18 protein-coding genes and 2 pseudogenes are annotated in these 21,877 nt (G+C 67.9%); 11 read left to right on the forward strand and 9 right to left on the reverse strand.

What is annotated here, in order from left to right; all coding sequences use genetic code 11:
- Positions 1-168: 168 nt before the first annotated feature.
- From aroG to ACTJKF_RS09780, 3 genes and pseudogenes are all read left to right on the forward strand, one after another.
- A complete protein-coding gene (gene aroG, locus ACTJKF_RS09770) occupies positions 169-1,242 on the forward strand; it encodes a 3-deoxy-7-phosphoheptulonate synthase AroG (protein WP_059535397.1) in 1,074 nt (357 codons plus the stop codon).
- A gap of 123 nt (positions 1,243-1,365) precedes the next feature.
- A pseudogene (locus ACTJKF_RS09775) lies at positions 1,366-1,438 on the forward strand (type II toxin-antitoxin system Phd/YefM family antitoxin); the annotation flags it as partial.
- Positions 1,434-1,602: pseudogene (locus ACTJKF_RS09780) on the forward strand (type II toxin-antitoxin system VapC family toxin); the annotation flags it as partial. The pseudogenes ACTJKF_RS09775 and ACTJKF_RS09780, both read left to right, overlap by 5 nt.
- Positions 1,603-1,681: 79 nt before the next feature.
- Here ACTJKF_RS09780 and hmpA read toward each other — a convergent pair.
- Positions 1,682-2,890 (reverse strand): NO-inducible flavohemoprotein, encoded by a 1,209-nt coding sequence (gene hmpA / locus ACTJKF_RS09785; protein ID WP_440623348.1) that lies wholly within the window; start codon positions 2,888-2,890, stop codon positions 1,682-1,684.
- 93 nt (positions 2,891-2,983) lie between these two features.
- The gene (locus tag ACTJKF_RS09790) at positions 2,984-3,535 is read right to left on the reverse strand and encodes a cob(I)yrinic acid a,c-diamide adenosyltransferase (RefSeq protein WP_440623349.1); all 552 of its coding nucleotides are present in this window, start codon (positions 3,533-3,535) and stop codon (positions 2,984-2,986) included.
- Positions 3,536-3,675: 140 nt separating this feature from the next.
- Here ACTJKF_RS09790 and ACTJKF_RS09795 point away from each other — a divergent pair, with 140 nt between their 5' ends.
- The 6 genes from ACTJKF_RS09795 to proC all read left to right on the forward strand — a co-directional run bounded on the left by ACTJKF_RS09795 (position 3,676) and on the right by proC (position 10,826).
- A complete protein-coding gene (locus ACTJKF_RS09795; protein WP_440623350.1) occupies positions 3,676-5,085 on the forward strand; it encodes an FAD-binding oxidoreductase in 1,410 nt (469 codons plus the stop codon).
- A 20-nt stretch (positions 5,086-5,105) separates the two neighbouring features.
- Entirely contained in the window at positions 5,106-6,599 is a 1,494-nt protein-coding gene (locus tag ACTJKF_RS09800) for an FAD-linked oxidase C-terminal domain-containing protein (RefSeq protein ID WP_440623351.1), read from the forward strand.
- Between the two features lie 180 nt (positions 6,600-6,779).
- Positions 6,780-7,868: a glycolate oxidase subunit GlcE gene (gene glcE / locus ACTJKF_RS09805; protein WP_440623458.1), complete on the forward strand. Its 1,089-nt coding sequence runs from the start codon at positions 6,780-6,782 to the stop codon at positions 7,866-7,868.
- 7 nt (positions 7,869-7,875) lie between these two features.
- Positions 7,876-9,102: a glycolate oxidase subunit GlcF gene (gene glcF / locus ACTJKF_RS09810; RefSeq protein ID WP_440623352.1), complete on the forward strand. Its 1,227-nt coding sequence runs from the start codon at positions 7,876-7,878 to the stop codon at positions 9,100-9,102.
- A 162-nt stretch (positions 9,103-9,264) separates the two neighbouring features.
- Entirely contained in the window at positions 9,265-9,963 is a 699-nt protein-coding gene (locus tag ACTJKF_RS09815; RefSeq protein WP_440623353.1) for a YggS family pyridoxal phosphate-dependent enzyme, read from the forward strand.
- A gap of 50 nt (positions 9,964-10,013) precedes the next feature.
- Positions 10,014-10,826, forward strand: coding sequence for a pyrroline-5-carboxylate reductase (proC, locus tag ACTJKF_RS09820; protein WP_440623354.1), 813 nt, complete (start codon positions 10,014-10,016; stop codon positions 10,824-10,826).
- 102 nt (positions 10,827-10,928) lie between these two features.
- On the opposite strand, the gene ubiA is transcribed toward proC, so the two are convergent.
- The 7 genes from ubiA to recG form a co-directional block, all read right to left on the reverse strand.
- Complete coding sequence (gene ubiA / locus ACTJKF_RS09825; protein ID WP_440623355.1) at positions 10,929-11,801, reverse strand: 4-hydroxybenzoate octaprenyltransferase; 873 nt, start codon at positions 11,799-11,801, stop codon at positions 10,929-10,931.
- Between the two features lie 312 nt (positions 11,802-12,113).
- Positions 12,114-12,602, reverse strand: a complete 489-nt coding sequence (dpsA, locus tag ACTJKF_RS09830) for a non-specific DNA-binding protein DpsA (RefSeq protein ID WP_440623356.1) — start codon at positions 12,600-12,602, stop codon at positions 12,114-12,116.
- A 95-nt stretch (positions 12,603-12,697) separates the two neighbouring features.
- Entirely contained in the window at positions 12,698-12,853 is a 156-nt protein-coding gene (locus tag ACTJKF_RS09835) for a hypothetical protein (protein WP_440623357.1), read from the reverse strand.
- A gap of 113 nt (positions 12,854-12,966) precedes the next feature.
- Positions 12,967-15,153, reverse strand: coding sequence for a catalase/peroxidase HPI (katG, locus tag ACTJKF_RS09840; protein ID WP_440623358.1), 2,187 nt, complete (start codon positions 15,151-15,153; stop codon positions 12,967-12,969).
- A gap of 230 nt (positions 15,154-15,383) precedes the next feature.
- Positions 15,384-15,521, reverse strand: a complete 138-nt coding sequence (locus ACTJKF_RS09845; protein WP_440623359.1) for a hypothetical protein — start codon at positions 15,519-15,521, stop codon at positions 15,384-15,386.
- A 190-nt stretch (positions 15,522-15,711) separates the two neighbouring features.
- Positions 15,712-16,671 carry a hydrogen peroxide-inducible genes activator gene (locus ACTJKF_RS09850; RefSeq protein WP_009689274.1) on the reverse strand — a complete coding sequence of 320 codons (960 nt, stop codon included), beginning with the start codon at positions 16,669-16,671 and terminating at the stop codon, positions 15,712-15,714.
- 136 nt (positions 16,672-16,807) lie between these two features.
- Complete coding sequence (gene recG / locus ACTJKF_RS09855; protein ID WP_440623360.1) at positions 16,808-19,138, reverse strand: ATP-dependent DNA helicase RecG; 2,331 nt, start codon at positions 19,136-19,138, stop codon at positions 16,808-16,810.
- 167 nt (positions 19,139-19,305) lie between these two features.
- Between recG and queA the strand changes: the two genes are divergently transcribed.
- Positions 19,306-20,373 (forward strand): tRNA preQ1(34) S-adenosylmethionine ribosyltransferase-isomerase QueA, encoded by a 1,068-nt coding sequence (gene queA / locus ACTJKF_RS09860; protein WP_440623361.1) that lies wholly within the window; start codon positions 19,306-19,308, stop codon positions 20,371-20,373.
- 170 nt (positions 20,374-20,543) lie between these two features.
- Complete coding sequence (tgt, locus tag ACTJKF_RS09865) at positions 20,544-21,743, forward strand: tRNA guanosine(34) transglycosylase Tgt (RefSeq protein ID WP_440623362.1); 1,200 nt, start codon at positions 20,544-20,546, stop codon at positions 21,741-21,743.
- Positions 21,744-21,877 lie beyond the last annotated feature (134 nt).

The raw sequence follows: 21,877 nt of genomic DNA on the forward strand, positions 1-21,877 counted from the left end.
TCCCGAAAAAACCGCCGGCGAACCCGGCGGTTTTTTTTCGCCCTTCGCCACCCGGTCGCCGCCGCAGCGGATTCCGCAGCCCCGACCGCCACCACTGAATTGCCTGAATCGATGAATCTGCCGCACGCGCATTGACCGAACGGCGCCCCCAAAATTAGGAGAAACCGCATGCCCCCGCACAATACCGACGACGTCCGCATTCGCGAACTCAAGGAACTGACGCCGCCCGCCCACCTGATCCGCGAATTCGCGTGCTCCGAAGCCGCGTCCGAGCTGATCTACAACTCGCGCCAGTCGATGCACCGCATCCTGCACGGGATGGACGACCGGCTGATCGTCGTGATCGGGCCGTGCTCGATCCACGATACGAAGGCGGCGATCGAATACGCGGGGCGGCTCGTGAAAGAGCGCGAGCGCTTCAAGGGCGAACTGGAAATCGTGATGCGCGTGTACTTCGAGAAGCCGCGCACGACGGTCGGCTGGAAGGGGCTCATCAACGATCCGCACCTGGACAACAGCTTCAAGATCAACGAAGGGCTGCGCACCGCGCGCGAGCTGCTGCTGCAGATCAACGAAATGGGGCTGCCGGCCGCGACCGAATACCTCGACATGATCAGCCCGCAGTACATCGCCGACCTGATCTCGTGGGGCGCGATCGGCGCGCGCACGACCGAGTCGCAGGTGCACCGCGAGCTGGCGTCGGGGCTGTCGTGCCCGGTCGGCTTCAAGAACGGCACCGACGGCAACGTGAAGATCGCGGTCGACGCGATCAAGGCCGCGTCGCAGCCGCACCATTTCCTGTCGGTGACCAAGGGCGGCCACTCGGCAATTGTGTCGACGGCCGGCAACGAGGACTGCCACGTGATCCTGCGCGGCGGCAAGGCGCCGAACTACGACGCGGACAGCGTGAACGCCGCGTGCGCCGACATCGGCAAGGCCGGCCTCGCCGCGCGCCTGATGATCGACGCGAGCCACGCGAACAGCTCGAAGAAGCACGAGAACCAGATTCCCGTGTGCGCGGACATCGGCCGCCAGGTCGCGGCCGGCGACGAGCGCATCGTCGGCGTGATGATCGAGTCGCATCTCGTCGAGGGGCGCCAGGACCTGAAGGAAGGCTGCCCGCTGACCTACGGCCAGAGCATCACCGACGCGTGCATCGCGTGGGACGACAGCGTGAAGGTGCTCGAAGGCCTCGCGGAATCGGTGAAGGCGCGCCGCGTCGCGCGCGGCAGCGGGAACTGACGGACGCAAACGGGCTGACCGCGTGGAGCCGCCCGGCGGCGGATTGCCCATGCGGCCAGCCTGCGGTTGTCGTTTCGCCCTGCTAGACTGGCTAACATCATCTAGCTAACCAGGGGCGAGACCATGCCGACCGTCAACAGGCATGACGCCAAGTCGCGACTCTCGAGCCTCGTTGAAGCGCTTGAGCTGGGATCAGCCGCGATCACGTCGAAGGCGTCGTCGCGTTACCCGATTTTCCGGATGATGGCGATCCGTTCGATCGCGTGATGGTCGCGCAGGCACTCCATGAAGGCCATGCCGCTCGTCAGCGCGGACCCTAAAGTCTGGCGCTATCACGCCACGCGGATGCTGCGCGCATGACGCGCCGCCGCAACAAAAGCAAAGCCCGGCTCGCGCCGGGCTTTTGCATTTCCGTGGCCGAAACCGGTCCGTCAGCTCGTCACTCGAGCGCGCCCGAGCCAAAGATCTCGGTATTCACGCGCTCCGGCGCGACGCCGAGGGCGATCAGCGCATCGCGCTGCGCCTTCATGAACGCGATCGGGCCGCAGATGTAGTAGTCGGCATCCGGCACCAGCGCGTACTGCTTCACACGTTCCTGCGTGAGGCGGCCTTCGAGGTCGTGGTCGACACCGGCACGGTCGTTCGGGCCGACCAGCTCGTACAGCACCGTGCGCTTCACGTTCGCGTGCTCGCGTGCCGCATCGTTCAGCCAGTCGCGGAACGCGTGCACCGCGCCCGAACGGCATGCGTGGACGAACCGCACTTCGCGCTGGCTGCCTTCGGCGATCAGCGTCGACGCCATCGACATCATCGGCGTGATGCCGACCCCGCCCGAGATCAGCACGACCGGCGTATCGGCATCGCGCTTCAGCGAGAAGTCGCCCATCGGCGCGGTCACCTCGACGATCGCGCCCTCTTCCACGCCATCGTGCATCAGCGTCGACACCTTGCCGGCCGGAATCGCTTCCGGCTTGCCGGCTTCGCGCTTCACCGAGATGCGCAGCCACTTGCCGTGCGGCGCGTCGGACAGGCTGTACTGGCGCGGCTGGTCGACGCCCAGGTCGCCGACGAAGCGCTTCACCGAAAGGTACTGGCCCGGCTCGAACTTCGGCGCCTCGCCGCCGTCGGCGGGCGTCAGGTAGAACGACGTGATCTCGTCGCTTTCACGCACCTTGCGTGCGACCTTGAACGGGCGGAAACCGCTCCATGCGGCGTTCGCGTACAGGTCGGCTTCGGCGCCGATCATGATCTGCGCGAGCTGGCCGTAAGCGACGCGCCAGGCTTCGAGCGTTTCCGCATCGACCGCGTCGCCGAGCACCTCGACGATCGACGCGAGCAGGTTCTCGCCGACGATCGGGTAATGCTCCGGACGGATATTGAGACTCGCGTGCTTGTGCGAGATGCGCGACACCGCGCCGCCCAGCGCGCCGAGGTTGTCGATGTTCGCCGCATACGCGTAGACGGCCTTCGCGAGCGTTTCGGGCTGGCTGCCGGTCTTCTGGTGCGTCTGGTTGAACAGGTTCTTCAGTTCCGGATGACGCGCGAACATGCGCTGGTAGAAATGCTTCGTGATCGTCGCGCCGTGCTCGGCAAGGACGGGGGCGGTGGCCTTCACACGGGCCATCTGGTCAGCGGTGATGTGGGTCATGTTCGTTCTCCGTTAAACATGCACACACAATACATGTTTAAAAATCGGCGCCCCTCGGGCAAATTGTCGCAGTGCGGAAAAACGACGCCGCCGTCAGCGGACGCGCCCACGCTCCCACAGCACGTCCGAGCCGCCATCGGCGCGGTTCAGCACGCGCGCCAGCACGAACAGCAGGTCGGACAGACGGTTCACGTAACGCCGCGGCGCATCATTGAGCGTGTCGGTACGCCCGAGCGCGACGATCGAGCGCTCGGCGCGGCGGCACACCGTCCGGCACACGTGCGCGAGCGATGCCGCGCGCGAGCCGGCCGGCAGGATGAATTCCTTCAGCGGCGGCAGCGTCGCGTTGTAGTCGGCAAGCCACTGGTCGAGGCGCGCGAGATGCGTGTCGTCGAGCACCGTATGACCGGGAATGCACAGCTCGCCGCCGAGATCGAACAGGTCGTGCTGGATCGTGACGAGCGCCGTGCGCACGTCGTCCGGCAACGGCTCGGCGAGCAGCACGCCGAGGGTCGAGTTCAGTTCGTCGACGTCGCCGATCGCGGCGATCCGCGCGTCGTCCTTGCCGATGCGCCGCCCGTCGCCGAGGCCGGTGGTGCCGTCGTCGCCCGTGCGCGTGGCGATCTTGCTCAAGCGGTTGCCCATGCGAATGTCCTCTCGTGCGCGGCCGCGACGCGGCCCGGTTGCATTGGAATGCGATTATCGCAGCCCGCGGCGGGGGCCGCAGCGGACGTTGCAGCGTAGAATGGGCCGAAAGTTCGACAAGCAGCCGCCAGGAGACATTCGTGAATCACCCCGACACGCCGGCCGCCACGCGCCGCCCCCTCCCGCCCGCGATGCTCGATGCGCTGCGCGCCGCCTTCGGCGAGCGCGTGTCGACCGCCGACGCCGTCCGCGCCCATCACGGCCGCGACGAATCGCCGTTCGATCCGCAACTGCCCGACGCCGTCGTGTTCGCGCACGACACCGACGAAATCCGCCAGGTCGTGTCGCTGTGCGCGCTCTACAGCGTGCCGCTGATCCCGTACGGCGCGGGCTCGTCGCTCGAAGGCCATCTGCTCGCGGTGCGCGGCGGCGTCTCGCTCGACCTGTCGGAAATGAACCGCGTGCTGTCGATCAACGCGGAAGACCTGACCGTGACGGTCGAACCGGGCATCACGCGCAAGGCGCTCAACGAAGCGCTGCGCGACACCGGCCTGTTCTTCCCGATCGACCCGGGCGCCGACGCCAGCATCGGCGGCATGACCGCGACCCGCGCGTCGGGCACCAACGCCGTGCGCTACGGAACGATGCGCGAGAACGTGCTCGGCCTGACCGCCGTGCTCGCCGACGGCCGCGTCGTGAAGACGGGCTCGCGCGCGCGCAAGTCGTCGGCCGGCTATGACCTCACGCGCCTGTTCGTCGGCTCCGAAGGCACGCTCGGCGTGATCACCGAGATCACGCTGCGCCTGCACCCGCTGCCCGAAGCCGTGTCGGCCGCGATCTGCACGTTCCCGTCGATGGGCGACGCGGTGCGCACCGTGATCGAGACGATCCAGATCGGCGTGCCGATCGCGCGCGTCGAATTCGTCGATGCGCTCGCGGTGCGCTCGATCAACCGCCACTCGAACCTGACGCTCGCCGAAGCACCGACGCTGTTCTTCGAATTCCACGGCACCGACGCCGGCGTGAAGGAACAGGCCGAGCTCGTGCAGGCGCTCGCGGGCCAGAACAACGGCCAGGGCTTCGAATGGGCGACCCGCCCCGAGGATCGCACGCGGCTCTGGGCCGCGCGCCACAACGCGTACTTCGCGATGCTGCAGCTGAAGCCCGGCTGCCGCGCGGTGACAACCGACGTCTGCGTGCCGATCTCGCAGCTCGCCGCGTGCGTCGAGGAGACCGAAGCCGACCTGCGCGCGTCGACGCTGCCCTGCCCGATCGTCGGCCACGTCGGCGACGGCAATTTCCACGTCGCGATCCTGATCGATCCCGACAAGCCCGAGGAACTCGACGAGGCCGAACGCATCAACGACCGGATCGTCGAGCGCGCGCTGCGCCTGGGCGGCACCTGCACCGGCGAACATGGCGTCGGGCTGCACAAGATGCGCTTCCTGCCGAAGGAGCACGGCGACAACGCGATCGACGCGATGCGCGCAATCAAGCTCGCGCTCGATCCGCGCAACCTGATGAATCCCGGCAAGATCTTCACGTGCTGACGCCGCGCGCAGGAGACTGAATGAACGCTTCCGTCGAACTGTCGAGCGCGACCCGTGCGCAACGCCAGCGCGAAGTCGTGCAGGCGCTGATGGCCGTGCTGCCGACGCATTGCCTGCTGTTCCGCGACGAAGACACCGCGCCATACGAATGCGACGGCCTGTCCGCGTACCGCCGGCTGCCGCTCGCGGTCGCGCTGCCCGAAACCGAATCGCAGGTACAGCGGATCGTGCAGATCTGTCGCCGCATGGAAGTGCCGATCGTGCCGCGCGGCGCGGGCACGAGCCTGTCCGGCGGCGCGCTGCCGATCACGAACGGCGTGGTGCTGTCGCTCGCGCGCTTCACGCGCATCGTCGAAGTCGACCCGTACGCGCGCACGGCCACCGTGCAGCCCGGCGTGCGCAATCTCGCGATTTCGGAAGCCGCCGCGCCTTACGGGCTGTACTACGCGCCCGACCCTTCGTCGCAGATCGCCTGCACGATCGGCGGCAACGTCGCGGAAAATTCCGGCGGCGTCCACTGCCTGAAGTACGGGCTGACCGTGCACAACGTGATGCGCGTGCGCGCGGTCACGATCGACGGCGAGATCGTCGAATTCGGCTCGCTCGGGCTCGACATGCCGGGCCTCGACCTGCTCGCGGTCATGATCGGCAGCGAAGGGATGTTCGCGATCGTCACCGAAGTCACGGTGAAGCTGATCCCGAAACCGCAGACCGCGCAGCTCGTGATGGCGAGCTTCGACGATGTCGTGAAGGGCGGCGAGGCGGTGGCCGCGATCATCGCGTCGGGCATCATCCCGGCCGGGCTCGAGATGATGGACAAGCCGGCCACCCAGGCGGTCGAGGCGTTCACGCACGCGGGCTACGACCTCGACGCGAAGGCGATCCTGCTGTGCGAATCGGACGGCACGCCGGAAGAAGTCGCGGAGGAGATCGTCCGCATGACGGCCGTGCTGCGCGAGCATGGCGCGACGCGCATCCAGGTGTCGCGCAACGAAAGCGAGCGGCTGCGCTTCTGGTCGGGCCGCAAGAACGCGTTCCCGGCCGCCGGGCGCATTTCCGCCGACTATTACTGCATGGACGGCACCGTGCCGCGCCGCGCGATCGGCCCGCTGCTCGCCCGCATCGAGCAGCTCGAGACGCGCTACGGGCTGCGCTGCATCAACGTGTTCCATGCCGGCGACGGCAACATGCATCCGCTGATCCTGTACAACGCGAACGATCCGGACGAGTTGCACCGCGCCGAGCAGTTCGGCGCCGAAATCCTCGAATGCTGCGTGGAATTCGGCGGCAGCGTGACGGGCGAGCACGGCGTCGGCATCGAAAAGCTCAATTCGATGTGCGTACAGTTCTCGCCGCAGGAGCGCGATGCGTTCTTCGCGGTCAAGCGCGCGTTCGATCCGGCCGGGCTGCTCAATCCCGACAAGGGGATCCCGACCCGCGCGCGCTGTGCCGAGTACGGCCGCCAGCACGTGCGCGGGGGCTTGCTGCCGCACCCCGACCTGCCGCGCTTCTGAGCACCGCGCGGTCGCGCGACCCGTGCCGGGCACGGGCCGCGACGGTCCGCCCTGCCCGCGCCGGCCGCGCGCGCGGCGGGGCCTGCATGCCTTCGTGATACCGGGCTTAGGGATAGTCGCGATGTGGATTCGCGCCACCCCGGTACAATCGACCGGACAACAATGAGGCAGCAACAGAACATGGAAGAGGACGACATCGTCGCCGGATGGGCCGAACGCGTTCGCGCCGCCAGTGCCGACGGCCGGCCGCTGCGGATTCGCGGCGGCGGCACCAAGGACTGGTACGGCCAGATGCTGGACGGCGAAATACTCGACACGCGCGCGTTTCAGGGCGTCGTGTCGTACGACCCGGCCGAACTCGTCGTCACGGTCCGCGCGGGCACGCCGCTCGCGCAGCTTGAAACCGCGCTCGCCGAGTGCGGCCAGATGCTGCCGTTCGAGCCGCCCCACTTCGGCCGCGCGGCCACCGTCGGCGGCTGCGTCGCGGCCGGCCTCGCGGGCCCGCGCCGCGCGACCTGCGGCGCCCCGCGCGATTTCGTGCTCGGCGTCACGCTGATGAACGGCCGCGGCGAAGTGTTGCGCTTCGGCGGCCAGGTCGTGAAGAACGTCGCCGGCTACGACGTGTCGCGGCTGATGGCCGGCTCGCTCGGCACACTCGGGCTGATGCTCGACCTGTCGCTCAAGGTGCTGCCGGTGCCGGTCGCCGAAGTCACGCTGAAGTTCGAGATGACCGCGACCGACGCGGTGCGCAAGCTCAACGAATGGGGCGGCCATCCGCTGCCCGTCAGCGCGAGCGGCTGGCGCAACGGCACGCTGGTGCTGCGCCTGTCGGGCGCCGAAGCGGCCGTCAAATCGGCGAAGACGCTGCTCGGCGGCGAAGTGGTCGACGCGGTCGAGGCCGAACGCTTCTGGGCCGGCCTGCGCGAGCACACCGACCCGTTCTTCCACGGCATCCCGCCCGGCTATGCGCTGTGGCGCCTGTCGCTGCCGTCGATCACCGAACCGATGCACCTGCCCGGCACCCAGCTGATGGAATGGGGCGGCGCGCAGCGCTGGTGGATCACCGACGCCGATGCGCAAACGGTGCGCATGAGCGCGAAACAGGCCGGCGGCCATGCGACGCTGTTCCGCGCGGGCGATACCTACGACCGCAGCGCGGGCGTGTTCACGCCGCTGCCTGCGCCGTTGATGAAGATTCACCGCGGGCTGAAGAGCGCGTTCGATCCCGCACGCATTTTCAACCGCGGCCGGCTTTACCCTGATCTCTGAGGGCTGGATGCAAACGAATCTCGCCGATTTCATCCGCAACACGCCCGACGGCGACGAGGCCGACGCGATCCTGCGCAAGTGCGTGCATTGCGGCTTCTGCACCGCGACCTGCCCGACCTACCAGTTGCTCGGCGACGAGCTCGACGGCCCGCGCGGACGCATCTACCTGATCAAGCAGATGGTCGAAGGCGCGCCCGTCACGCGCAGCACGCAGCAGCACCTCGACCGCTGCCTCACCTGCCGCAGCTGCGAGACGACCTGCCCGTCGGGTGTCCAGTACGGCCGGCTCGTCGAAATCGGCCGCAAGCACGTCGAGGCCCAGGTGGAGCGCCCCGTGCAGCAGCGGCTCGTGCGCCGCCTGCTTGCGAGCGTCGTGCCGAATGCGGCGCTGTTCTCGCCGATCATGCGGCTCGGCCAGCACGTGCGGCCGCTGTTGCCGAAGCGGCTGCGCGACAAGGTGCCGCCGCGCACGCGGCTGCTCGAATGGCCGCAGCGCACGCACCCGCGCAAGATGCTGATGCTCGGCGGCTGCGTGCAACCGTCGATGCTGCCGAACATCAACATCGCGACCGCGCGCGTGCTCGACGCGCTCGGCATCGAGACGGTCGTCGCGCCCGACGCAGGCTGCTGCGGCGCGATCCGCCTGCACCTGAACTATCACGACGAAGCGCTCGCCGACGCGCGCCGCAACGTCGACGCGTGGTGGCCGTATGTCGAGCAAGGCGCCGAGGCGATCGTGATGAACGCATCGGGCTGCGGCGCGACGGTGCTCGAATACGCGCACCTGCTGCGCGACGATCCGGCCTATGCGGAAAAGGCGCAGCGCATCGTCTCCCTGACGCGCGACATCTCGGACGTGCTGCTCGCGTTCGAGGCCGAGATCGCGACGCTCGCGCGGCGCCGCGCGATCCATACCGTCGCGTACCACCCGCCCTGCACGCTGCAGCACGGCCAGCAGTCGCGCGGCAAGGTCGAACGCCTGCTCGAGACACTCGGCATCGACGTGCGCCTGCCGGCTGACAGCCACCTGTGCTGCGGGTCGGCCGGCACCTATTCGCTGACGCAGCCGTCGCTGTCGTACCGGCTGCGCAAGCAGAAGCTGCTGAAGCTGCAGGCGCTCGAGCCGCAGATGATCGTGTCCGGCAACATCGGCTGCATCGCGCATCTGCAGAGCGGCACGCAGATTCCGGTCGCGCACTGGATCCAGCTCGTCGAGCATTTGCTGTACGGCTAGCACGGACGGGCGGCCCGGCCGGCGCCCCGTCCGTATAATGGGCGAATCGATGCGGCGCGTATCGTGCCGCATCCGCTGCTGCATTCGTCACCGCGCTTATTACCGCGCTTGTCACCGTACTCGTCGCCGTACTCGCTTCCCGTGCCTGCTTTCGTGCCCGTCATGTCCGATTTCGCCGCCCGTCTCGACTCCGTTCACCGCCGCATCGCCGACGCCGCCCGCGCGGCCGGCCGCGATCCCGCCACCGTCTCGTTGCTCGCCGTGTCGAAGACGTTTCCCGCCGAGGACGTGCGCGCAGCGCACGCGGCCGGACAACGCGCGTTCGGCGAAAACTACGTGCAGGAATCGATCGACAAGATCGACGGGCTCGCGGATCTGCGCGCCGACCTCGAATGGCATTTCATCGGCCCGCTGCAATCGAACAAGACGCGCCCGGTCGCCGAGCGGTTCGACTGGGTCCATTCGGTCGACCGGCTGAAGATCGCGCAGCGCCTCGCCGAACAGCGCCCCGCGCACCTGCCGCCGCTCAACGTGTGCGTGCAGGTGAACATCAGCGGCGAGGCGTCGAAGAGCGGCGTCGCGCCGGCCGAGGTGGCCGAGGTCGCGCGCGCGATCGCCGCGCTGCCGACACTGCGTCTGCGCGGCCTGATGGCGATTCCCGAACCGGCCGGCGATACCGACGCGCAACGCGCGCCGCATCGCGCGCTGCGCGCGCTGTTCGACGCGTTGCGCGCCGAGGGCCTGCCGCTCGACACGTTATCGATGGGCATGTCCGCCGATCTCGAAGCCGCGGTGCTCGAAGGCGCGACGATCGTACGCGTCGGCACCGCGATCTTCGGCGCACGCGACTATTCGCACTGAGCGCCGCCCTTTTCCGTCTTCCCGTTCACTCACCTGCTCAATCCGACATCATGAAAATCGCATTCATCGGCGGCGGCAACATGGCCGCGGCCCTGATCGGCGGCCTGACCAAACGCGGCGTCGCCGCTGACGGCCTGTATGCCATCGACGTCAACGAAGACGTGCGCGCGCGCGCCGCACAGCAATTCGGCATCCGCACCGGTGCGGCCGTCGACGCGACGCTCGCGGACTACGACGCGATCGTGCTCGCGGTGAAGCCGCAGGTGCTCAAAAGCGTCGCGCAGGCACTCGCGCCGCATCTGAAGTCGCAGCTCGTGATCAGCATCGCGGCCGGCATTCGCGGCACCGACCTCGCCCGCTGGCTCGGCGACTACGCGCGCGTCGTGCGCACGATGCCGAACACGCCCGCGCTGGTCGGCATGGGCGTGACGGGCCTCGCCGCGCTGCCGGGCGTCGATGCAGCCGGTCGCGAGCTCGCATCGAACGTGCTCGGCGCGGTCGGCGAGATCGTGTGGTTCGACGATGAAGCGCAGCTCGACGCCGTCACGGCGATTTCGGGCAGCGGGCCGGCCTACGTGTTCTATTTCATCGAGGCGCTGCAGGAAGCCGCGCGCCGTCTCGGCATGAACGACGAACAGGGCCGCGCGCTCGCGGTCGCGACGTTCGCGGGCGCCGCGCAACTCGCCGCGCAATCGGGCGAGCCGGCAAGCGTGCTGCGCGAGCGCGTGACGTCGAAGGGCGGCACGACGGCCGCCGCGCTCGCGTCGTTCGACGCGCAGGACGTGAAGGAATCGATCGTGCGCGGCGCGCTGGCAGCCGAGGCGCGTGCGAAGGAAATGGGCGACGAGCTCGGCCGCGCGTAAGTGCGGCGACTTCCGCCGGGCTCGCCCGGCGGCGGCAACCAAAAAGCGGCCCCGGCCGCTTTTTTATGGTTCATCGCACGCTGGCGAAGTGCGCGTGCTGCGTCAGTTGGCCGCCGGCCCCGTCAGCAGGTAGTGCGCGGCGATCCCCGCGAACAGCACGCCGCCGAGCCAGTTGTTGTGCCGGAACGCCGCGAAGCACGGCATCCGCTCGCGGCCCTTGATCAGCGTGTAGTGATACAGCGCGCAGCCGAGCGCCGCGGCCCAGCCGGCCCAGTACACGAGGCCGAAACCGAGCGTCACGCCGATCCACACGTAGATGCCGAGCGTCACCGCATAGCACGCCATCACGGCCGCGACGTCGAAGCGGCCGAACGTCAGCGCGGACGTGCGAATGCCGATCTTGATGTCGTCGTCGCGATCGACCATCGCGTATTCGGTGTCGTACGCGACCGACCAGAAGATGTTCGCGATCAGCATCACCCACGCGAGCATCGGCACCGTGTCCTGCACGGCCGCGAACGCCATCGGGATGCCGAAGCCGAACGCGATGCCGAGATACGCCTGCGGAATCGCGAAGAAACGCTTCATGAACGGATACGAGCCGGCGACGAACAGCGCGACGACCGACAGTTCCTTCGTCAGCGTGTTGAGCGGCAGGATCAGCAGGAACGCGATGAACGACAGCCCCACCGCGATCGCGACCGCTTCCCATGCGCGAATCTTGCCCGACGTCAGCGGCCGGTCGGCCGTGCGCTTCACGTGGCGATCGAAATCGCGGTCGGCGTAGTCGTTCATCGCGCAGCCGGCCGAGCGCATCAGCAGCGTGCCGAGCGTGAAGATCACGAGCAGCGGCCAGCGCGGATGGCCGTCCGACGCGATCCACAGTGCGTTGAGCGTCGGCCACAGCAGCAGCAGGCTGCCGATCGGCTTGTCCATCCGGACGAGCCGCAGATACAGGGGAAAGCGGGCAAGCATGGCGAAGCACCGGGAAGAGAATCCCGGCATTTTAGAGCCGAGCGGCGGTCCACGTCATGTCGGAACGGCCCGCGGCCGGGTGCCACGGCGCGCGTCGGCCGCGCAAGCCTGCCGCGAGGGGCCGGACGGCCGCCCGCATCAATCAAGGGACAGATACATGTGCAGTGCGTAATCTGCCCTGCCCGGCATTCGCCGCCGATGCGGGCAGCCCGGCCCCGGGTCGACGTCGGGACACCCGCTGACTATCCTCCGACCATTCGCCGATCGCCCGCGGAAACCGGCCGGACGGCGCACGACCCGGCCACACCTGATTTACGCGAGTAGCGACCGCAGCATCCACGCGGTCTTTTCATGCGTCTGCAGACGCTGCGTCAGCAGGTCGGCGGTCGGCTCGTCGCTCGCCGCGTCGGCGATCGGGAAGATTTCGCGCGCGGTGCGCACGACCGTCTCGTGCCCTTCGACGAGCTCGCGGATCATCGCTTCGGCCGCCGGCACGCCGTTCGCTTCCGGCACCGACGACAGCTTCGCGAACTCCGCGAACGTGCCCGGCGCGACGACGCCGAGCGTGCGAATGCGCTCCGCGACCGAGTCGACCGCGAGCCACAGTTCGTTGTACTGCTCCTCGAACATCAGGTGCAGCGTATTGAACATCGGACCCGTGACGTTCCAGTGGAAGTTGTGGGTCTTCAGGTACAGCGAAAACGTATCGGCAAGCAGGCGCGACAGGCCGTCCGCGATCTTCTTGCGGTCCTTGTCGCTGATGCCGATGTTGATCTGCGTGGCGTTGCCTTTCCTGGCCATCTTCGGGACTCCTCATTCGAAATGTTGAACCGGCGAAAATGCGGCGAGCAATCCGCATGCCGCATCGCTCGGCATGCGTTCGCGCAGCGCCGCGCTCAGCCGCCGGCGCTCGACACGAGGGGCGCGAGCGCGTGCAGCGCCTGCGCACCCAGCTCGGCCGCACCGCCGATGACGATCGCGAAACCGGCGATGCGCCGTGCCAGCTCGGCCGGTGTGAATGCGGCGCGCATGTTCAGCATCATTTGCGTCATGGTCGTCACTCCTTCAACAAAACCTTGAACCGGAAGAAAAAACGGCCGGTCGTGCGACCGGCCGTTTCACGTTGCAACGTGACTGCGCTAGTGCGTCACGCCATTCACGCCACTCACGCGAGGTCGAAACGGTCGAGGTTCATCACTTTGTTCCAGGCCGCGACGAAATCGCGCACGAACTTCTCGTTCGCGTCCGCGCTGCCGTACACCTCGGCCAGCGCACGCAGCTGCGAATGCGAGCCGAAGATCAGGTCGACGCGCGTGCCGGTCCACTTGACCTGGCCCGTCGCGCGGTCGCGCCCTTCGAACACGTCGTTCGCGGCCGACACCGGCCTCCACTCCGTGCCCATGTCGAGCAGGTTGGCGAAGAAGTCGTTCGACAGCGTGCCAGGACGGTCGGTGAACACGCCATGCTTCGAATCGCCGACATTCGCGCCCAGCACGCGCAGGCCGCCGACCAGTACGGTCATCTCGGGCGCCGTCAGCGTCAGCAGTTGCGCCTTGTCGACCAGCAGCGCCTCGGCCGGCGTCTTGTACGCGCGCTTCAGATAGTTGCGGAAGCCGTCCGCAACCGGTTCGAGCACGGCCATCGCGTCGACGTCGGTCTGCGCCTGCGACGCGTCCGTGCGGCCCGGTGCGAACGGCACCGTCACCGCGACACCGGCGCGCTTCGCGGCCTGTTCGACGCCGGCCGCACCGGCCAGCACGATCAGGTCGGCGAGCGACACCTTCTTGCCGCCCGTTTGCGCGTCGTTGAACGCCTTCCGCACACCCTCGAGCGTCTCCAGCACCTTGGCGAGCGCGGCCGGCTGGTTCACGTCCCAGTCCTTCTGCGGCGCGAGGCGGATGCGCGCACCGTTCGCGCCGCCGCGCTTGTCCGAACCGCGGAACGTCGAGGCCGACGCCCAGGCGGTCGAGACCAGCTGCGCGACCGACAGGCCGGACGCAAGCACCTTCGCCTTCAGCGCCGCGACGTCCGCGTCATCGATCAGCTTGTGATCGACGGCCGGTACCGGGTCCTGCCACAGCAATTGCTCGGCCGGCACTTCCGGGCCGAGATAGCGGGCACGCGGACCCATGTCGCGGTGCGTGAGCTTGAACCACGCGCGTGCGAACGCGTCGGCGAACTCGGCCGGATTCTCGTAGAAGCGGCGCGAGATCTTCTCGTAGGCCGGGTCGAAGCGCAGCGACAGGTCGGTCGTCAGCATCGTCGGGCGATGCTTCTTCGACGCATCGAACGCATCCGGAATCACCGCGTCGGCATCCTTCGCGACCCACTGGTGCGCACCGGCCGGGCTCTTCGTCAGTTCCCATTCGTAGCTGAACAGGTGCGTGAAGAAGTCGTTGCTCCACTGCGTCGGCGTCGACGTCCACGTGACTTCGAGGCCGCTCGTGATCGCATCGCGGCCCGTGCCCGATGCATAGGCGCTCTTCCAGCCGAGGCCCTGCTGCTCGATGCCCGCCGCTTCCGGTTCCGCACCCACGTTCGATGCGGGGCCCGCGCCGTGCGTCTTGCCGAACGTGTGGCCGCCGGCGATCAGCGCGACGGTCTCTTCGTCGTTCATCGCCATCCGCGCGAACGTCTCGCGGATGTCGCGTGCCGCCGCGACCGGGTCGGGGTTGCCGTCCGGGCCTTCCGGGTTCACGTAGATGAGGCCCATCTGCACCGCGGCGAGCGGGTTCTCGAGATCACGGTCGCCCGAGTAACGGCTGTTCGGGCCGCCGCTCAGTTCCAGCCAGATCTTTTCCGAACCCCAGTAGACGTCGTCCGGTTCCCATGTGTCCGCACGGCCGCCCGCGTAGCCGAAGGTCTTGAAGCCCATCGATTCCAGCGCGACGTTGCCGATCAGGATCAGCAGGTCGGCCCACGAGATGTTGCGGCCGTACTTCTGCTTGATCGGCCACAGCAGCCGGCGCGCCTTGTCGAGGTTCGCGTTGTCCGGCCAGCTGTTCAGCGGCGCGAAGCGCTGTTGCCCGCCGCCCGCGCCGCCGCGGCCGTCAGCGGTCCGGTACGTACCGGCGCTATGCCAGGCCATCCGGATGAACAGGCCGCCGTAGTGGCCGAAGTCGGCCGGCCACCAGTCCTGCGACGTCGTCATCAGCGCCTGCAGGTCGCGCTTCACCGCCGCGAGGTCGAGCTTCTTGAATGCTTCCGCGTAGTCGAAATCCGGGTCCATCGGATCCGACAGCGCCGAGTGCCGGTGCAGGATGTCGAGGTTCAGCTGGTTCGGCCACCAGTCCTGGTTCGACGTGCCGCCGGCCGCCGTATGGTTGAACGGACATTTCGATTCGGTCGACATGCTTTTTCTCCTTTGCTTGCTCGTAAGCCCCCACTTGCCGGGCGCGGTTCGTGGAGCATTGCGGGGGGATGAAACGGAACCGGTTGGTCCTGTCGTGCTACGGGGTGTCAGGCGCGGCCGTCGATGCGGGCCTCCGCACTTCGGCCATGCATGGCTCCCTCAAGGCTGAACGGCGGGTAAATCGGAACGAACGCGGTCGGGACGTACACGACGCCGGCATGCGGCGGCACTCATCCGCCGTACACGCGGTCCGCCAGATACGCGAACGCAATCGGGCGCAGGCTGCGGGCCGCGGCCCTGGCACGATTTACGACCACGTCGCGCGACGGGATGTTCCGCTGCGCACGCTGCAGTACCGACCGCATCATGACATCCTCCTTTGACGCTTGCATTTACCGTGCGGACCGGGCTTGTCGCCATGACGCCGACCCATGGGAAAGATTCTAGATTCATCTATCGAATATTTGAATTTGATTAATTTAATCTATGTGATAGATAAAAATAAACGGGGTCGCAAGACCCCGTTCATCAGCCATCTTCAAGCGCGCCGCACGCGGCTCAGTTCATCGTCGCCGGCATGTCGAGCTTCGCGACGCCCGGCAGTTCGCACGCGGCGATCGCCTCGCTGATCGCATCGATCGCGGGCATCCGCGTGAAGCTCTTGCGCCACACCAGCACGACGCGCCGATCGGGCACCGGTTCGTTGAACGGCACGTACGACAGCAGCTCGGCGTCGGGGCCGTTCGCGCGCGGGCCGACCTCGGCGACCGACATCCGCGGCAGCACCGTGATGCCGACACCGCTCGCGACCATGTGGCGAATCGTTTCGAGCGACGAGCCTTCGAACGTCTTCTGGATGCCGTCGGCCGTCTGCGAGAAGCGCATCAGTTCCGGGCACACGCCGAGCACGTGATCGCGGAAGCAGTGGCCGTTGCCGAGCAGCAGCATGGTTTCCTGCTTCAGGTCCTCGGCGTCGATCTCGTCGCGCTTCTCCCACGGATGGCCGGCCGGCAGCGCAACGACGAACGGCTCGTCGTACAGCGGCCGCACCATCAGGCCCGTTTCGGGGAACGGCAGCGCCATGATCGCGGCGTCGATCTCGCCCTGCTTCAGCAGTTCGAGCAGCTTGAGCGTGTAGTTCTCCTGCAGCATCAGCGGCATCTGCGGCACCCGCTGGATCATCTGCTTGACGAGCGTGGGCAGCAGGTACGGCCCGATCGTGTAGATCACGCCGAGACGGAACGGGCCGACGAGCGGGTCCTTGCCCTGTTTCGCGATCTCCTTGATCGCGAAGGTCTGCTCGAGCACGCGCTGCGCCTGCGTGACGATCTGGTCGCCGATCGGGGTCACGCTCACTTCGCTCGCGCCGCGCTCGAAAATCTGCACGTTCAGCTCGTCTTCCAGCTTCTTGATCGCCACCGATAGCGTCGGCTGGCTCACGAAGCATGCTTCGGCCGCGCGACCGAAGTGCCGCTCGCGCGCGACCGCGACGATGTATTTCAATTCAGTCAGGGTCATTGTGGGTCAATCAGAGATATACAGGCGATAGGTTTAATTTATACACCCACTGGCACCGGTTCGCCAAGTTTCTCTGCATCGCGCTACGCGAACGAGTATCGAATGGCGATTTTAAATCCGGCCCCGAATGCGCGGATCAGGCCTTCAGATACTGCTCCCGCGCGCCGAGCCAGCGCGCGAGGTGCTGCGTGACGACGTCGGGATACGCGGCGATCAGACGCGCCGCCGCGTCGCGGGCCGGATCGATCAGCCAGCCGTCGGTCTCGAGGTTCGCGAAGCGCAGCATCGCCGCGCCCGACTGGCGCGCGCCGAGGAATTCGCCGGGACCGCGGATCTCGAGGTCGCGCCGCGCGATCTCGAAGCCGTCGGTCGTCTCGCGCATCGTCTTCAGCCGCTCGCGGCCCGTGAGCGACAGCGGCCCGGTGTACAGCAGCACGCACACCGACGCCGCGGTGCCACGCCCGACGCGGCCGCGCAACTGGTGCAGCTGCGCGAGGCCGAAGCGCTCCGCGTGTTCGATCACCATCAGCGACGCATTCGGCACGTCGACGCCGACCTCGATCACGGTCGTCGCGACGAGCAGTTGCACGTCGTTGCGCGTGAAGGCTTCCATCACGGCCGCCTTGTCGGCCGGCGACAAGCGCCCGTGCACGAGCCCGACCTTCAGTTCGGGCAGCGCCGCGGCCAGCGTCTCGTAGGTCTCGACGGCCGTCTGCAGCTGCAGCGTCTCGCTCTCCTCGATCAGCGGGCACACCCAGTACACCTGGCGGCCGGTCAGCGCGGCCTCGCGCACGCGGGCGATCACCTCCTCGCGCCGCGCGTCGCCGACGACGCGCGTGAGCACCGGCGTGCGACCCGGCGGCAATTCGTCGATCGTCGACACCTCGAGATCCGCGTAATACGTCATCGCGAGCGTGCGCGGAATCGGCGTGGCCGACATCATCAGCTGGTGCGGCTGGAAATCGCGCGCGCCGTTGGCCGCGTTCGCCGCCTTCGCGCGCAGCGCGAGACGCTGCTCGACGCCGAAGCGGTGCTGCTCATCGACGATCACGAGGCCGAGCCGCGCGAATTCGACCGTGTCCTGGATGATCGCGTGCGTGCCGATCACGAGCTGCGCGGTGCCGAGCGCCGCGGCCTCGACCGCCGCGCGCTTCTCCTTCGCCTTCAGGCTGCCCGCGAGCCAGGCGACCGACACGCCGAGCGGTTCGAGCCACGCGCGCAGCTTGCGCGCGTGCTGTTCCGCGAGGATTTCGGTCGGCGCCATCAGCGCGGCCTGGTAGCCGGCATCGATCGCCTGCGTGGCCGCCAGCGCCGCGACGACCGTCTTGCCGCTGCCGACGTCGCCCTGCAGCAGGCGCTGCATCGGGTGCGCGAGCGTGAGGTCGTGCGCGATCTCGTCGACGACGCGCGACTGCGCGCCGGTCAGCGTGAACGGCAGCGCCGCGTAGAGGCGCGTGGTGAGCGCGTCGGGATCGGCCGGGGTGCGGCGCGGCATCGCGGGCGCCGCACGCGTGCGGCGCTCTTCGTGCGCGCGCTTGAGCGACAGCTGCTGCGCGAGCAATTCCTCGAACTTGATGCGCGTCCACGCCGGATGCGAGCCGTCCATCAGCGCGGCTTCGTCGGAATCGACGCCCGGGTGGTGCAGGATCCGCACGGCCTGCGCGAGCGTCGGCACGCCGAGCGGCTTCAGGTAGTCGCGCTCGATCTCGGGCGGCAGCAGCTCGGGCAGCGGCGTGCGCTCGACCGCGTTCTCGATCGCCTTGCGCAGGTATGCCTGAGACACGCCGGCCGTGCTCGGATAGACGGGCGTGAGCACCTGCGGCAGCGGCGCATCGGCTTCGACGACGCGCACCGCCGGATGCACCATCTCCATCCCGAAGAAGCCGCCGCGCACGTCGCCGCGCACGCGCAGCCGCTGGCCGACGGCCATCTGCTTGACCTGCGAGCCGTAGAAATTCAGGAAGCGCAGGACGAGGTGCTCGCCGTCGTCGTCCTGGATCTTCACGACGAGCTGGCGACGCGGCCGATACGCGACCTCGTTGTCGAACACGACGCCTTCGGTCTGCGCGATGCCGCCGGGCAGCAGTTCCCCGATCGGCGTGAGCGTGGTTTCGTCCTCATAGCGCATCGGCAGATGCAGCACGAGATCGATCGAGCGCGTGAGGCCGAGCTTCGCGAGCTTGTCGGCGGTCTTCACGGGTTTGTCGGCAACCGGCTTTTTCTTGCGCTTCGTACCGGATGCGCCCGCTTCGTCGCCGCCCGCGGCCGGCTCGACGTCGGGCGCGGCGGCCGCCGGCTGCGCGAGCCGCCCGTCGGCGCCGCGCTTCGGGCCCGCGCGACGCGATGCCGCACTGCGCGGCACCGCGCGCTCCCCCGCGTTTTGCACGGGTGGCGCGGCATCGTCCGCGTCGAGCGGATCGGCGGAATCGGCAACGGCGGCGGTGGAACGGCGTGGTGACACTGGCATCGGATCGTCTGGGTGCTTCGCAAGGCAAGTACAATAGCGGCTTTCACGTCGTCCGAACGAACGACGCCGGCCAGGCCGCGCATCCCGCCATCATAGCGGCTCGCGCGCCCCATTTACGCGTTTCCGCCTTGTCGGCGGCGCCCGCCGGCCGTTTCGAACCAGCCCGCATGTTCACGCTTTCCGATTTCGATTTCAATCTGCCGCCCGAGCTGATTGCGCAAACCGCGCTGCCCGACCGCACCGCGAGCCGCCTGCTCGAGGTCGACCGCACCGTCGAGCCCGCGCGCCTCGTCGACCGCCGTTTCGCCGAGCTGCCGTCGTGCATCGCGCCCGGCGACCTGCTCGTGTTCAACGATACCAAAGTGCTGAAGGCACGCTTCTTCGGCCAGAAGGCCAGCGGCGGCAAGATCGAGGTGCTGATCGAGCGCGTGACCGGCACGCACACGGCGCTCGCGCAGATCCGCGCGAGCAAGTCGCCGGGCGCCGGCACGACGCTGCGCCTGGCCGACGCGTTCGACGTGACGGTCGGCGAGCGCGTCGAGCCGTTCTTCACGCTGCACTTCCCGCAGCCGTGCCTCACGCTGATCGAGCAGCACGGCCGCCTGCCGCTGCCGCCGTACATCGAGCACGACGCCGATGCGAACGACGAGACGCGCTACCAGACCGTGTACGCGAGCAATCCGGGCGCGGTCGCGGCGCCGACGGCCGGGCTCCATTTCGACCAGCCGCTGCTCGATAAGCTCGACGCGATGGGCATCGAGCGCGCGACACTGACACTCCACGTGGGCGCCGGCACGTTCCAGCCGGTGCGGGTCGAGAACATCGCCGAGCACAAGATGCACAGCGAGTGGTACGACCTGCCGCAGTCGCTCGTCGACAAGATCGCCGCGACCCGCGCACGCGGCGGCAACGTGATCGCCGTCGGCACGACGTCGATGCGCGCGCTCGAAGCCGCGGCCCGCAGCGCCGACGCAGCGGGCCGCCCGCTCGCGGCAACGCAGGCCGAGACCGACATCTTCATCACGCCCGGCTACCGTTTCCGGGTCGTCGACCGGCTCGTCACGAACTTCCACCTGCCGAAATCGACGCTGCTGATGCTGGTGTCCGCATTCGCGGGCGTCGAGACGATCCGCGCCGCGTACCGGCACGCGATCGACGAACGCTACCGCTTCTTCAGCTACGGCGACGCGATGCTGCTCACGCGGCGCGACACGCCGGAGGCGCCGCGCGCGTAAGCGTCGCAGGCCCGACATGCACGACGGCCGGCGCACCGCATCGCCGTCGTGCGCCGAATTTCCGCTGCGCGCGCAACGATGGCGCGCGCCCGCTTTTCCCCGTCGCCGGGTTCCCGGCGGCGCTTCCAACATGCGCCGGACTGTTTTCCGGTTGCAAGGAGAATGACGCGATGACCGAAGGCTCATCCCACGATACGCACGCTCACACGCACGCTCCCGTGCAGGACCGCCCCGCGAACGGGCTCGAGTTCGAACTGCTGACGACCGACGGCCATGCGCGCCGCGGCCGCGTGAAGCTCAACCACGGCGTGGTCGAAACGCCGATCTTCATGCCGGTCGGCACGTACGGCACGGTGAAGGCGATCCAGCCGCGCGAGCTGCACGAGATCAAGGCCCAGATCATCCTCGGCAACACGTTCCACCTGTGGCTGCGCCCGGGCCTCGACACGATCGACGCGCACGGCGGCCTGCATGGCTTCATGGGCTGGAACAAGCCGATCCTGACCGACTCGGGTGGCTTCCAGGTGTTCTCGCTCGGCGACCTGCGCAAGATCACCGAGGACGGCGTCACGTTCGCGTCGCCGATCAACGGCGACAAGCTGTTCCTGTCGCCGGAAGTGTCGATGCAGATCCAGAAGGTGCTGAACTCCGACATCGTGATGCAGTTCGACGAATGCACGCCGTACGCGACCAACGGCGTGCCGACCACGCACAAGGAAGCGGCCGACTCGATGCGCATGTCGCTGCGCTGGGCGAAGCGCTCGCTCGACGAGTTCGACCGGCTCGGCAACCCGAATGCGCTGTTCGGGATCGTCCAGGGCGGGATGTTCGAGGACCTGCGCGACGAGTCGCTCGCGGGCCTGTCGGAGCTCGGCTTCCACGGCCTCGCGATCGGCGGGCTGTCGGTCGGCGAGCCGAAGGAAGACATGATGCGCGTGCTGCGTCACGTCGGCCCGAAGCTGCCGGCCAACAAGCCGCACTACCTGATGGGCGTCGGCACGCCGGAGGACCTGGTCGAGGGCGTCTCGAACGGCATCGACATGTTCGACTGCGTGATGCCGACCCGCAACGCGCGCAACGGCTGGCTGTTCACGCGTTTCGGCGACGTGAAGATCCGCAACGCGACGCACAAGAACTCGCTGAAGCCGCTCGATGCAAGCTGCACCTGCTACACGTGCCAGAACTTCTCGCGCGGCTACCTGCATCACCTGCACCGCGTCGGCGAAATCCTCGGCGCGCAGCTCAACACGATCCACAACCTGCACTACTACCTGCAGCTGATGAGCGAGATCCGCGACGCGATCGAGACCCATACGTTCGACGCGTTCCGCCAGCGCTTTGCGGAGGATCGGGCGAGAGGGGTCGACTGACGGGCGGGCCGCACCGCTGCCCGCACCGCGACAAGTCACATAGGACTCGTACTAAATAACGCGTTCAAGGTGCCAGTCGCAACCGCCAAATATTACAATTACCTTTCCAGACGCGTCGCAATGGTGACGTTTCA

The sequence above is a fragment of the Burkholderia sp. 22313 genome (assembly GCF_052045245.1).
Taxonomy (GTDB): Bacteria; Pseudomonadota; Gammaproteobacteria; order Burkholderiales; family Burkholderiaceae; genus Burkholderia.